Here is a 13,894-nt window from a genome sequence, read left to right as displayed (position 1 = left end):
TATAAAGTAAAAAAGTGTCTACAGAAATCAGGAAAAGTCAGTCATTTAAGGGTCGCAAACAAGTCACTTAGAGGTCGTAAACAAGTCATTTAGAGGTCATAAACAAGACACTTAGAGGTCGTAAACAAGTCATTTAGAGGTCGCAAACAAGTCATTTAGGGTCGCAAACAAGTCATTTGCAACCTGTAAACAAGTCACAGAAAATCTTTGAGCAATTAATTCGAGAACAAATAAGTTTACAAAATTACCCAAAAGTGACAGTGACACCTATTTTTCAACTTTTATTTTATGCATTGGAGACACTACCCTCCAATTGGATGTCTCCCTTTGATTATCAATCTTTTATATATTTTCGCGCGGTAAGTCATATAAATATACTCTTCAAAAGTGTCACCTGTCACCGTTTTCTGCTGAGCCCTTTATTGGAGCCAGTTTATAGGGTGACACCTGTGACACGAGTTTTCTGTATCCTGCGTCACCTTTGTCACCCATACGACACCAAGAAAGTATTTTACATTATTTACCATAGGCTTCCTTTTTATTCATATTTCTCTTAATTTGCTGGAATTTTCCAATGCCATGCGAATCAACTATAATTGTGATACGAAGCTTTTACCGACATGACAGTTAATATTTGTAACCGATTTGTAATATTCTGCAAACTTCACATACGTTCTAAAGCGGGGAAAGCACTCAGGAGAGCTGCTTTCCCCTATTTTTTGACCTATCATCTTACATATTTGGACTATTTTGTTTTTTTAGGAATAATAACCTTGCTCGTATTGTTTTTTTTCCTATCTTTGCAGAAGATAAGCTGCACTCGGCAATTAGAAAGGGCACCGAAAAACAGCTTTTCTGTTGAATAACTTAAAAACCAACAACAATATGGACAAGATACTAAAAACGCAATTTGTCGGATTTTCCTTTGCATTGGCTCTGCTGGCATCTCTCGGCAGTCAGGCTCAGTCGCATTCTGGTGCACTGTCGCTCCCTACCCCTACTCAGGAAGCCAAACCTGGTGTAAGATGGTGGTGGATGGGATCTGCTGTAGATAAAGAGAACCTAAAGTGGAACCTCGACGAATATGCCAAGGCAGGCATTGGAGCCGTAGAAATCACGCCACTCTATGGTGTGCAAGGAAATGACAAGAATGACATTCCATATCTCTCTCCGAAATGGATGGAGATGCTCAAATTCGTAGAAGAAGAAAATAAGAAGGTAGGTATTGAAACCGACATGGCTACTGGTACCGGCTGGCCTTTTGGTGGCCCTTGGGTTCCTATCAATGAAGCAGCCTGCAAGGCGGTATTCGTGGATACGATCGTTGACGTGAAACAGAAATTGATGGAGATTGAATTCAACGTTCCTCAGAAAGAGCGTGACTTTGCCAAGCTGAAACTCATCAAGGCATATCCAGTTGAGGGACAGAACAGGAAAAAGCGTGTCATCGCTCTCTACGAAAGCCGCACCCGACAGAAAGTTAAACGTGCTGCACCGGGCGGAGAAGGATACGTCATCGACCACTTTGATTCCACTGCCGTGGCTAATTATCTGGCACATATCGATAGTGCCTTCGTTGCCAACAAGATTCCTTATCCACATACCTTCTTCAATGATAGTTATGAGGTATATGGAGCCAACTGGACTCCCAACCTGCTGACAGAATTTGAGAAGATGCACGGATATAAACTGCAGGACAAGTTCCGTGAGTTCCTTGATGGTGATGCCGTGGTGGTAAGCGATTACCGTGAAACATTAGGCGATATGCTGCTCCATAACTTCACCGAACAGTGGACCAAGTGGGCAAACAAGCGTGGTGCCATCACCCGCAATCAAGCTCATGGTTCACCAGCCAACCTCATCGACTGTTATGCCGCAGTAGATATCCCTGAGATAGAAGGATTCGGTCTTACTGATTTCGGCATCAAGGGCTTACGCAAGGATCCGGGCAAGACCCGTCCTAATTTCAGCGACCTCAGCATGCTCAAGTATGCACCATCTGCCGCCCATATCACAGGCAAGAAATATACCTCCAGCGAGACCTTTACCTGGCTCACCGAGCACTTCCGCACTTCCCTGAGTCAGATGAAACCAGATATGGACCTCATGTTCTGCGCAGGTGTGAACCACATGTTCTTCCATGGTACAGCCTACTCGCCTAAAAACGACCCATGGCCAGGATGGAAGTTCTATGCATCGGTGGATATGAGTCCGACCAACAGTATCTGGCGCGATGCTCCGGAACTGATGAAATACATCACCAACTGCCAGACCTATCTGCAGTGGGGACAGCCTGACAACGACTTTCTGGTCTATCTGCCAGTAAGAGATATGTGGCGCAAGGATACCAAGAACTGGTTGATGCAGTTCGACATCCACTCCATGGCGAAGAAAGCACCGGAATTTATCAAGGTGATTCTCGACATCGACAAGGCTGGTTTCGACTGTGACTACATCAGCGACAAATACCTGCGCACCTGTACCTTTAAAGATGGTATGATCGAAACTGCTGCTGGTACCCGCTACAAGGGCATCATCATCCCAGGCAACAATATCATGCCAAGCGATGTAATCCAGCATATCTCCGACTTGAAGGCGCAAGGAGCCAAGATTATCAAGGGCGACAACATCAAGGCGATGGAACAAGCTGCAAAACCGGAACTGATGAAAAAGAACCTGGGCTTGAAGATGATTCGCCGCAACAACAGCATCGGTCATCATTACTTCATCGCCAACCTCACCGGCAAGGATATCACTTCTACCGTAGCACTGGCTGTAAACGAGAAGAACGGTATCTGGTATAACCCTATGACGGGCAAATATCACAAAGCCACTATCGACAATAAGGGAATCGAAGTGAATCTGAAGAGTGGCGAGAGCCGCATTCTCATCACCTCGGATAAGCCTGTAAGCGAATGGAAACTCGGTTCTAAGGTGAAGGTAGGCGGCAAGGAAGCCATCGCTGCTGCGGACAGCAAGACCATCGACCTGACCGCCAATAGCTGGAAACTGTCATTCACAGAGGAGGCTCCTAAGGTGGGCGAGACCTTCAACCTCAAGGGCTTGAAGAGTTGGGAAAATCTCAGCGAAAAGGCTAAGGTGATGATGGGAACAGGTGTTTATGAAACCACCTTCAAACTGTCGAAGGATGATGCACAGAAACAGTGGGCTATCGACTTAGGTGATGTCCGTGAAAGTGCACGCGTCTATATCAATAATAAATATGTGGGCTGCGCATGGGCGGTACCATATATCCTCAACTGCAAAGACGCACTGAACAAGGGCAAGAATACTATCCGCATCGAGGTAACCAACCTGCCTGCCAACCGCATAGCAGAACTCGACCGACAGGGTGTGAAATGGCGCAAGATGAAGGAAATCAACGTGGTGGATATCGACTACAAGAAGACCACTTACGAGAAATGGACTCCTGTAGCAAGCGGACTCAACAGTTCGGTAAAACTCGTGGAATTGAAAGACCAACTCTAATCATTTTCATTTCGCATGTTTTGGAAATTCAATAAGAAATAAGCAAATTTAAAATAAGAACATAATCAATCAAAGAGTACAAATGAAGAAACTAATCCTGACAAGCCTCTGCATTCTGATGGGCATGACCTCTGTGTCTGCCCAGAATGCAGCCGTGAAAGTTGCAACAGTGAAAGCTGCATCTGACAAGGAATCTCTAAAGAAGGAAATCCTGGAAGTATCACAGCGCACCAACAACTACTTCATGACGAAGTACAGTGACCCAACCCTCGACACCTATGTCAAGAAGGTACGCACGAGCAACCTCTGGACCCGTGCCGTATATTACGAAGGATTGATGGCACTCTACGAGATAGACCCTCAGCAGCGATACCTCGACTATACCGATCGCTGGGCAGACTATCACAAGTGGACAGCCCGTGGCAGCGTGAATGATACTGATGCCGACAACCAGTGCTGCCAGCAAACCTATATCGACCGCTATATCCAGACTGGCGGCAAAAAGGATTTGAGTAAGGTAAAGGAGAACCTCGACCATCAGATGAGCACCAACCGCGTTTCATACTGGACATGGATTGATGCGATACAGATGGCTATGCCTGTCTATGCCAAATATGCTAAGTTGACCGGCGAGAAGAAATATCTCGACTATGCGATGAACTCCTACAAGTGGAGTCGTGATACCTTGGCTGGTGGTCTTTTCAATAAAAAAGAGGGACTCTGGTGGAGAGACAAAGACTATGTGCCACCTTACAAGGAGAAAGATGGCAGCAACTGCTACTGGAGCCGCGGAAACGGTTGGGTATATGCTGCATTGGTACGTGTGATGCAGACCTTGCCAAAGACTGATAAGAACTACCAGTACCTGAAGAAAGACTTTATCTCTATGAGTAAGGCGATATTGAAGTGCCAGCGTGAGGATGGATATTGGAACGTTAGCCTTGTTTGTCCTGCCAACTATGGTGGTCCTGAAATGACTGGTACTGGTCTCTTCCTTTATGGCATGGCATGGGGTGTGCAGCAAGGCATCCTGCCAAGAGCTACCTATCAGAAAGCAATGGATAAAGCATGGAAGGCATTGGCTGCATCGGTTCACGAGGATGGTTTCATTGGATACAACCAGGGCACAGGTAAGGATCCTGCTGCTGGTCAGCCAGTCACCTTCACTTCTGTTCCAGACTTCGAAGATTACGGCACAGGTTGCCTCCTGCTCGGTGCGGCAGAGTATTACAAGCTTTTAAAGGTAAAAAAGTAAAAAGGTAAAAAAGTAAAAAAGGCTTTGTTAAAGGTAAAAAAGTAAAAAGGTAAAAAAGTAAAAAAAGTTATGAGAAAATATATCTGGCTGATGGCTTGCTTGATGGCTTTTGCGCCATTAAGCACCAATGCGGCAAAGAAACTGAAGAAAGCGAAAAAGGCACAGACTGAACTCTGGCCAGACGGTACGAAGATGGATGCCTGGTTCTCCAATGCGCAGAAGGTGAATGTAGATACCCTTGGCAAGAAATACGTGATAACCGATTATGGTGTCAAAAGCGACAGTACCCTGATTCAGACTCAGGCTATACAGGCTATCATCGACCAGGCTGCCAAGGATGGCGGTGGTGTCATCGTCGTTCCTGCCGGTACCTATCAGAGCGGTGCCCTATTCTTCCGTCCGAAAACCCATCTCTATCTCGAAGAGGGTGGTAAACTGAAAGGTAGTGACCGCATTGCCAACTTCCCTGTCTTGGAAACCCGTATCGAGGGGGAAACCTGCAAGTATTTCTCTGCCTTCATCAATGCTGATAAGTGTGATGGTTTTACCATCGCCGGTAATGGAACCATTGATGGTAACGGCTATCACTACTGGGAGGAATTCTGGATCCGTCGCACCTGGAACCGCCAGTGTACCAACAAGGATGCCCAGCGTCCACGCCTCGTATATATCAGCAATTCGAGCCATGTGACCATACAGGATGTCCACATCCAGAACAGTCCTTTCTGGACCAACCACATCTATCGTTGCGACCATGTCCGCTTCTTGGGATGCACCATCTTCGCCCCTACCAGTGGTATGCGTGCACCAAGTAGTGATGCTATCGATATCGACGTATGCCACGACGTATTAGTGGAAGGCTGCTTCATGAGCGTAAATGATGATGCCATTGCCATCAAGGGCGGTAAGGGAACCTGGGCTGACAAGGCACCAGAAAACGGACCGGTCTATAATGTGCTCATCCAGAACTGCAACTATGGTAGAGTACATGGCTGCCTGACCTTAGGTAGCGAGAGCGTGAAAGACCGCAATATCGTGTTGCGAAACATCAAGGTGGGCAATGCACAGCGTGTACTCTGGTTGAAGATGCGTCCTGACACTCCTCAGCACTATGAGTATGTGACGGTAGATAATATCACAGGCACCACAGGCAGTTTCTTGGTTGTCCGCCCTTGGACTCAGTTCTTCAAACCAGGCGACCGCAAAGACATGCCACTCAGTCAGTGCAACAACATCACCATCAAGAACATCCAGATGGATTGTGACAACTTCTTTGATGTAGGCACCAGCGACAAGTACCGTCTGGTAGATTTCACCTTCGAAAACATCCAATCTACTGATAAGAAAATGGCATTCAATAAGGATGTCATTGAAAATACAATTGTGAAGAATGTCAATATCACACCAAGAGAAAAGAGCAATGGTTTGAAAACTACCGGCGATGCTGATGGATTGAAATAAAAGAAATAAAATAAGAAGAATAAATAAAAAGAGAAAAAAACAGCATATCTTCCATTGATGGTTGATATGCTGTTTTTCTATTGAGGACTTTCGTCTTCCTTTATCACGGAAAATTCTGTTCGAGGTTTTATATCCACTATGCCCAACTCTTATCAAAATCTTCACCGTCGAAGGCAAGCCAATTCTTGATAATCGTCTTGCCCTCTGGAGTCAGTACACTTTCCGGATGGAACTGAATACCATGGATATCATAATGCTTGTGCTTCAAACCCATGATGCAACCGTCATCGCTCACTGCTGTCACATCAAGACACTCTGGGAAATTTGTTCTATCCACTACCCATGAATGATAACGACCTATCTCTATACGCTTAGACATACCAGCAAAAATAGGATCATTACCAAACTGAGTACAAGGAGTAGCAACTCCATGATATACTTCAGAGAGATTGGTAAGTTTGGCGCCAAAAGCCTCACCTATCGCCTGATGACCCAGACAGACACCCAAAATTGGTTTTCTGCCAGCATAAGTCTTGATGACATCCATCAGAAGACCTGCCTCAGAAGGAATACCAGGTCCCGGACTCAGGATGATCTTGTCGAAACGATCAAGTTCGCGCAATTGGAACTGATCGTTGCGGAATACCGTCACCTCTGCACCTAACTCTTTTACCAGATGAGCCAGATTATAGGTGAAGGAATCGTAATTATCTATGATTACTACTTTCATTTCTTGTCATTTAAAATGTGTTTACAACTGCTCTGCAATATGGATAGCCTTGGTGAGTGCACCCAACTTGTTATTACACTCTTCCAACTCATACTGGTCATTGCTCTTGGCTACGACACCACTACCCGCCTGGAACCAGAGCTCACCATTACGGCTGATGAAGGTACGGATAACGATGGCCTGATTGAGGTCACCATTCAGTCCGATGAATCCGATACAACCGCCATAAGCACCTCGGTTGTGAGGCTCCAGTTCTGAGATAATCTGCATGGCACGAACCTTAGGAGCACCACTCAGCGTACCTGCTGGGAAAGTATCGATAAACTCCTTGATATGATCAGCATCCTTATCAAGCGTACCACTTACACGACTTACGAGATGAATGACATGACTGTAGAACTGCATATCCTTATAGAAATCTACCTTCACACCATGACAGTTGCGACTCAGGTCATTGCGTGCCAGATCCACCAACATCACATGCTCTGCATTCTCTTTCGGATCATTGCGCAGGAACTCAGCAGCCTTGCGGTCCTGTTCGATATTGCCTGTACGCTTAGTAGTACCGGCTATAGGATCGATGAAGGCTTTATCACCTACGATACGGTTGTGGGTTTCTGGAGAAGAACCGAAGATACGGTATCCGCCGAAATCAAAATAGAAGAGGTATGGTGATGGATTGATACTACGAAGCGCACGGTAGAGTTTGAAATCATCACCCTCATACTTCTGGACGAAACGGCGACTGACCACAATCTGGAAGACATCACCACGCAAACAGTGCTGGATGCACTTTCTTACATTCTCCTTATGCTGCTCATCAGTAAGCGTAGAAGTCGTATCTCCCACAGGATGGAAGTCGTATGGTTTCACATTTGCCTTGTTGATAGCCTTCAGGAGCACATCCAGTTCAGCCTCACCAGCAGAACCTTCTGCATCACTCAGCGCAATCAGTTCCATCGTATTGTTGTAATGATCGAAAACGATGATGTCCTTATACATGATATAATAGATATCCGGCGCATCATTCTTTTCCATCGTCGTATCCTTTACCGGGATATTCTCAAAGTAGCGTACGGCATTGAAAGTGGTGAAACCATAGAGTCCACAGAAGTCCTTGCCCTCTCCCTCCACATGGAAAGACTTGACAAAGTCATTGATTGCCTTGGAGATGGCGAGTTTACACTCCTCACCCTTTCCTTCACCGAAGGCAGGGAGTTCCTGTTTTTCCACCTTTCCATCGGGATAAGTGACTGTCACGATACCATGTCCCACAGCGATGCTTGCCATCGGATGTACGCCGATGAAGGAACGAGAGTTCTCTGAGCCATGGTAGTCGGAACTCTCCATCAAGGCAGACTGAGGATATATGTCACGAAGTCGCATATAGACTCCCACCGGTGTATAGAGATCGGCGAGAATCTTGCGAGTCTTTGTTGTATAATTGAATCTACTCATATTTTAAACGATAAAAAAATGAAGCCTATTGCATAGACACATGAAGCAGGCTTCAATGACCAACGAAGCCTATTTCAAAACCACATGAAGCAGGCTTCGCTTGATGATGAAGCTTAAAGCCTCTAATTTTAAAAATCTCCGTATTCTTTAGCCATTTCCTTATGACTCAAGTAGGTCTCCACGTCCTTGTCACCACGTCCAGAAACTGTGAGCACAACGACATCGTCCTTCTTGAATTTCATCTTCTTCAAGGCAGCCACAGCATGGGCACTCTCGATAGCAGGAATGATACCCTCCATACGGGTCAACTCATATCCAGCATAGATAGCCTCATCATCTTTGATGGCAAGCACATGACTACGGCCACGAGTAGCCAAGTCGGCATGCATTGGTCCGATGCCTGGATAATCCAAACCGGCACTGATGGTGAAGGCTTCTTCTATCTGTCCGTCTTCGGTCTGCATCACGAGGGTACGTGCACCATGAATGATACCTTCTGTACCGCAGTGCATGGTAGCAGCCGTATAGTTGGTATCGATACCATGACCGGCAGCCTCAGCCAAGTAAATCTGCACACGCTCGTCATCGATATAGTGATAGATGGTACCCGCAGCATTGCTTCCGCCACCCACACAAGCGATAAGATAGTCAGGATAATCACGGCCAATCTTCTCTTCCAACTGCCATTTCAGTTCCTCTGAAATCACACTCTGCATCTTTGCCACGATATCTGGGTAAGGATGTGGACCCATCGTACTGCCCACGATATAGAAAGTATCCTGAGGATGACAGCACCAGTCGCGGATAGCTTCTGAACAGGCATCGCTCAAGGTCATATTACCCGTTCTTACAGGATTAACCTTAGCACCCAACATCTTCATACGTTCCACATTGGTATGCTGACGCTCAACGTCGGTAGCACCCATGAATATTTCGCACTTCATATCCATCAGAGCGCAGACCGTAGCTGTAGCCACACCATGCTGACCAGCACCAGTCTCGGCAATGATACGGGTTTTGCCCATCTTCTTTGCCATCAGAATCTGACCGATGGTATTATTGATCTTATGAGCACCAGTATGGTTCAGGTCTTCACGCTTCAGATAGAGCTGGCATCCGTACTTCTCACTCATGCGCTTGGCATAATAGAGAGGTGAAGGACGACCCACATAATCTTTCAGCAGAGCGTAATACTCTTTCTTGAATTCCTCACTCTCGATGATAGGCTTGTAAGCCTCCTGGAGTTCTGTCACACATTTATATAATATCTCTGGCACGTATGCGCCACCGAATTTTCCAAAAAATCCTTTATCGTCAACTTGATACATCGCAATCTAATATTAAATGACAAATGACAAATGTTAAATGACAAATGACAAATGACAAATGTAAAATGTAAAATGTTAAATTAGGCTTTCGCCCTTGAGTCACAAACGAAACTAATGAATTCTTCACTCTTCGTTCTTTACTCTTCACTTAATTCTTCACTCTTCGTTCTTCACTCTTCACTTAATTCTTCACTTAATTCTTCACTTAATTCTTGAGTGCCTCGAAAAGCAGGTCGAGCGCCTTATCCGGATTACCCACTTCATTGAGTAATGTCACGAATTTACTTCCAATGATAGCACCGGCTGCATTGTCCTGTGCACTGGTCAGAGTCTGCTTGTTACTGATTCCGAAACCAATCATACGAGGGTTGCGGAGATTCATACTGTTGATATGATTGAAATAAGCGAGTTTGGCATCACCAAAACTACTCTGTGCTCCTGTGATGCTGGCTGAACTGACCATATAGATGAACCCATCGGTATGCTCATCGATGAATCGGATGCGCTCCTCGCTGGTCTCCGGTGTAATCATCATGATGACACGGATGTCATACTTGTCGGCAATCGGCTTCACCACTTTCAGATAGTCATCGAAAGGAAGGTCTGGAATGATGGTGCCACTCACACCGCTCTCCACACAACTCTGGAAGAAAGCCTCGATGCCATAGTGCATGATAGGGTTGAGATAACCCATCAGAACCAATGGCAATTGCACTTCATCCTTGATGGCCTTGAGCTGCCCGAAGAGCGCCTTCACGGTCATTCCGTTCTTCAAGGCTTTGGTACCTGCACTCTGGATGACTGGTCCGTCAGCCAAAGGGTCACTGAAAGGAATGCCCACCTCAATCATATCGATGCCATGGCGTTCCATGGATTTGATGACAGCACCTGTGCCCTCGAAGGTTGGACAACCGGCACAGAAATACAAGCTCAAAAGCTTGCGGTCTTTATTGTTTGCAAATAATGCATTTATCTTATTCATTTTTTGTTTTTTACTTTTTTACCTTTAAGAGCAAGAATGCTCTTTTTACCTTTTTACTTTTTTACCTTTAAAAAAGCTTTTTTACCTTTTTACCTTTAAAAGGAATTTCCTGAGTTTCTCTACATCTTTCAGAGCAGGTTCGATTTCAAATTTCGAATTCAAATCGATACCGATACACTTCGGGTGCTGGAAGGCTTTCAGCCGTTCTACATCTTCCGGTCCGATACCGCCACTCAGGAGGAATGGGGTCTCGCCATCGTACTGCTGCAGAACTTGCCAATCAAACTGCTCACCACTTCCACCGACCGTCTTACATTTGGTGTCGAAAAGGAAGAGGTCAACAGCGCCTGCATACTCCTTATATTTCTGGATATCCTCGGCTGAGCTTACGCTGATAGCCTTGATGATCCTGATATTAGGTTTGATGTCGGGATCGATGGTAGCACGGAGATTCTCGATGGTTTCACGAGGTTCATTACCATGCAACTGGATGTAGTCGAGACGGTAATTATAGACACGTGTCACGATGTTCTGGGGCATATCATCCACAAAGACTCCCACCCTTGCCGGTTGCTTTTGAGTCTCAGCAGTCTTACGCGCCATCGCAAGTTCGATACGCTCTTCCGAGTAGTCTGGTATAATGCCAGCCTTGCTGCTGATCATCTGCACAAACCGCGGTGACTTCGGATAGAAGATGAATCCTATCATATCAACCCCGAGTTGGGATACCTCGCGAATGTTATCGGCATCACGCATACCACACACCTTAACCAACATTTTATCTGTATTCATTTCTCTTTCTTTTTTTCGTTAGTATTTTCATCTGAACTCACCATTGATTTCCAGCTGCTTCAGAAAATCCGCAAGTCCTTGTCCCGGGTCAGCCTGTTTCATAAACTGCTCTCCCATCAGGAAGCCACGGAAACCGCCTTCCTCACGGAGCCTTTTGACAACTTCCGGATTGGAGATACCGCTTTCGCTGACTCTGCACACATCCTTCGGCAACTGCTCTGCCAGGCGGAAACTGTTTTCCACATCGGTAACAAACGTACCGAGATTGCGATTGTTGATGCCATACATATCAGGTTCGAGTTCTGCATATTCAAAATCCCGGTCGTTGTGCATCTCCAAGAGTACTTCCATTCCGAGTTGGTGCGCCATATCAAGAAGACGCTTACATTCCTCTTTCGTCAGACAGGCTGCTATCAGGAGTACAGCAGAAGCACCGCAATATTTCGCCTGCAGGAGTTGGTATTCCTCGATAACGAAGTTCTTATATAATATAGGTATATGAACCCCCACGTGGCGAGCCTCCTGTATAAACTCATCATAACCGCCGAAGTAGTCGATATCGGTAAGGATACTGAGAGCAGAAGCTCCATTCTCCTGATAAGCCAACGGGATGATACTTGCCTTACCCTCCTCCTTGATCCATCCCTTGGACGGCGTTTTTCTCTTAAACTCAGCGATGATACCCGTAGAGGACTCCATCAGTGCCTTGCGCATGCTGCCTCCAGGTACCAGTCCGTCATCCGCCTGCATCTTCTGTTCCGTCAGGGAAATCATCTGCCGAGGTTGGATGAAGCGCTTGCGCTGTTCTATCTCGATTCGCTTATGAGCGACAATTTCTTCTAAAATATCAGCCATATCCTACCTTTTTACTTTTAAGAGCAAGAATGCTCTTTTTACTTTTTTACTTTTTTACCTTTTTACCTTTAAGAGCAAGAATGCTCTTTTTACCTTTTTACTTTTTTACCTTTTTACCTTTAAAAAAGCCTTTAACTATTCAGTTCTACAAATTTCTTGAATGTAGCGAGTGCCTTGCCACTATCGATGCTCTCTCGTGCAATCTCCACGCATTCCTCAATACTCTTCTGTCCCTTCTCCATAGCCTGAATACCGAAGGCGGCATTGGCAAGTACGATATTCTTCTGGGCAGGCAATGCACGGTTCTCGAGTACGGCATCAAAGATGTCCTTTGCCTCTTCCTCAGTAGCACCCCCTCTAACTTCCTCAGGTTTAGCAATTTCAAAACCAAGATCCTGTGGCTTGAAGATGCGCTCATAATGATTGGTCGTTACCTTGAAATCACTGGTCAGGGAAATCTCATCGTAACCGTCGATGCTATTTACAATACCATAGTCGATACCTAATTTCTGATAAACCTGATTATAGAGTCGCATCTGGTCCAGGTTGGCAACACCGAGCAACTGGCATTTAGGCTGACTGGGATTAACCAGTGGACCGAGGAGATTGAATACGGTTGGGAATTGGAGTGCCTTACGGATAGGACCTACAAACTTCATTGCCTTGGCAAAGAGTTGGGCATGGAGATAGACGATACCAGCCTCATTGATAGAACGGTTCAACTTATCCAAATCATCAGTAAACTGCACTCCATGGTTTTTGATGACATTTGAAGCACCGCTCACAGAAGTAGCCGCATAATTACCATGCTTGGCAACCTTATAACCAGCACCAGCAATGACGAAGCAAGCGGTAGTAGAAATATTGAAAGTATTCTTGCGGTCGCCACCTGTACCAACCACATCAATGTATCGGTCACAATCTAAGATGGCAGGAACGCCGGTAGCCAAGATACCATCACGGAAACCCAACAGTTCATCTACGGTAACACCTCTCATCTGTAAACCGGTAAGCAAAGCAGTAATTTGCTCCTCAGGGAACTCACTCTTGGTGATACCCACGATGATATTCTTGGTTTCCTCACGGGAAAGTTCCTCGTGATTCAACATTCTGTTCAAAATGTCCTTCATTTCCATAATTTATTCTCCTATATTTTATTTTTTTATTTTCTATTCCCAATCCTCCATTCCTGAGGTAAAAATATGAAAAAAGGCCTGTCGTAAGTACGGCAGGCCTAAGTTATATCATGGATTCATATCCACGCACGGCTTATCGTCTCACGACTTTTTAAATCTTGAGATACGCCACCACCATGCTGTTGAAGATACGAATGTTGTCATCATATTGTTTATTTTTTAATTCAATTGCAAAAGTACACTTTTTCTATTAAACTACAAACTTTTTGGCGAAAAATTTTAGAATTTAACAGAAATAAGTAATTAAAAGCTACTTTTGGGAGTAAAATCAAGTATTTAGAGGCACTATACATTATTATATATAATAAGGCAAGAGTCATGTTGATGAGAAAAAAAGATATTTCAAAT

10 protein-coding genes are annotated in these 13,894 nt (G+C 45.2%); 3 read left to right on the top strand and 7 right to left on the bottom strand.

All coding sequences use genetic code 11. The features are described 5' to 3' along the window. Window positions 1–885 precede the first annotated feature (885 nt). The 3 genes from DW917_RS11080 (at window position 886) to DW917_RS11070 (ending at window position 6,205) form a co-directional block, all read left to right on the top strand. Window positions 886–3,489, top strand: coding sequence for a glycosyl hydrolase (locus DW917_RS11080; protein WP_118118721.1), 2,604 nt, complete (start codon window positions 886–888; stop codon window positions 3,487–3,489). Between the two features lie 82 nt (window positions 3,490–3,571). Then, the gene (locus DW917_RS11075; RefSeq protein WP_118118719.1) at window positions 3,572–4,744 is read left to right on the top strand and encodes a glycoside hydrolase family 88 protein; all 1,173 of its coding nucleotides are present in this window, start codon (window positions 3,572–3,574) and stop codon (window positions 4,742–4,744) included. A gap of 69 nt (window positions 4,745–4,813) precedes the next feature. Then, window positions 4,814–6,205, top strand: a complete 1,392-nt coding sequence (locus tag DW917_RS11070) for a glycoside hydrolase family 28 protein (protein ID WP_118118716.1) — start codon at window positions 4,814–4,816, stop codon at window positions 6,203–6,205. A gap of 136 nt (window positions 6,206–6,341) precedes the next feature. Here the strand turns inward: DW917_RS11070 and DW917_RS11065 are convergent, their stop codons facing one another. The 7 genes from DW917_RS11065 to trpD all read right to left on the bottom strand — a co-directional run bounded on the left by DW917_RS11065 (window position 6,342) and on the right by trpD (window position 13,486). Beyond that, window positions 6,342–6,935, bottom strand: a complete 594-nt coding sequence (locus DW917_RS11065; RefSeq protein WP_118118714.1) for an aminodeoxychorismate/anthranilate synthase component II — start codon at window positions 6,933–6,935, stop codon at window positions 6,342–6,344. A gap of 21 nt (window positions 6,936–6,956) precedes the next feature. Beyond that, window positions 6,957–8,393, bottom strand: a complete 1,437-nt coding sequence (locus DW917_RS11060) for an anthranilate synthase component I family protein (RefSeq protein ID WP_118118712.1) — start codon at window positions 8,391–8,393, stop codon at window positions 6,957–6,959. A 128-nt stretch (window positions 8,394–8,521) separates the two neighbouring features. Beyond that, window positions 8,522–9,721, bottom strand: a complete 1,200-nt coding sequence (gene trpB, locus DW917_RS11055; protein WP_022111389.1) for a tryptophan synthase subunit beta — start codon at window positions 9,719–9,721, stop codon at window positions 8,522–8,524. A gap of 205 nt (window positions 9,722–9,926) precedes the next feature. Then, window positions 9,927–10,703: a tryptophan synthase subunit alpha gene (trpA, locus tag DW917_RS11050; protein ID WP_118118710.1), complete on the bottom strand. Its 777-nt coding sequence runs from the start codon at window positions 10,701–10,703 to the stop codon at window positions 9,927–9,929. An 81-nt stretch (window positions 10,704–10,784) separates the two neighbouring features. Beyond that, a complete protein-coding gene (locus DW917_RS11045; RefSeq protein WP_118118708.1) occupies window positions 10,785–11,480 on the bottom strand; it encodes a phosphoribosylanthranilate isomerase in 696 nt (231 codons plus the stop codon). 42 nt (window positions 11,481–11,522) lie between these two features. Then, entirely contained in the window at window positions 11,523–12,350 is an 828-nt protein-coding gene (trpC, locus tag DW917_RS11040; protein ID WP_118118706.1) for an indole-3-glycerol phosphate synthase TrpC, read from the bottom strand. 131 nt (window positions 12,351–12,481) lie between these two features. After that, a complete protein-coding gene (gene trpD / locus DW917_RS11035) occupies window positions 12,482–13,486 on the bottom strand; it encodes an anthranilate phosphoribosyltransferase (protein WP_199545543.1) in 1,005 nt (334 codons plus the stop codon). Between the last annotated feature and the right edge of the window lie 408 nt (window positions 13,487–13,894).

Origin of the sequence: Prevotella sp. AM42-24 (assembly GCF_003461825.1) — a bacterium.
Classification (GTDB): domain Bacteria; phylum Bacteroidota; class Bacteroidia; order Bacteroidales; family Bacteroidaceae; genus Prevotella; species Prevotella hominis.
This window is presented reverse-complemented; position numbering and strand designations above follow the sequence as displayed.

Excerpts from the sequence above, each read along its gene's own strand:
- DW917_RS11080 (WP_118118721.1), top strand. The coding sequence starts at position 886 with ATGGACAAGATACTAAAAACGCAATTTGTCGGATTTTCCTTTGCATTG.
- DW917_RS11075 (WP_118118719.1), top strand. The coding sequence starts at position 3,572 with ATGAAGAAACTAATCCTGACAAGCCTCTGCATTCTGATGGGCATGACC.
- DW917_RS11070 (WP_118118716.1), top strand. The coding sequence starts at position 4,814 with ATGAGAAAATATATCTGGCTGATGGCTTGCTTGATGGCTTTTGCGCCA.
- DW917_RS11065 (WP_118118714.1), bottom strand. The coding sequence starts at position 6,935 with ATGAAAGTAGTAATCATAGATAATTACGATTCCTTCACCTATAATCTG.
- DW917_RS11060 (WP_118118712.1), bottom strand. The coding sequence starts at position 8,393 with ATGAGTAGATTCAATTATACAACAAAGACTCGCAAGATTCTCGCCGAT.
- trpB (WP_022111389.1), bottom strand. The coding sequence starts at position 9,721 with ATGTATCAAGTTGACGATAAAGGATTTTTTGGAAAATTCGGTGGCGCA.
- trpA (WP_118118710.1), bottom strand. The coding sequence starts at position 10,703 with ATGAATAAGATAAATGCATTATTTGCAAACAATAAAGACCGCAAGCTT.
- DW917_RS11045 (WP_118118708.1), bottom strand. The coding sequence starts at position 11,480 with ATGTTGGTTAAGGTGTGTGGTATGCGTGATGCCGATAACATTCGCGAG.
- trpC (WP_118118706.1), bottom strand. The coding sequence starts at position 12,350 with ATGGCTGATATTTTAGAAGAAATTGTCGCTCATAAGCGAATCGAGATA.
- trpD (WP_199545543.1), bottom strand. The coding sequence starts at position 13,486 with ATGGAAATGAAGGACATTTTGAACAGAATGTTGAATCACGAGGAACTT.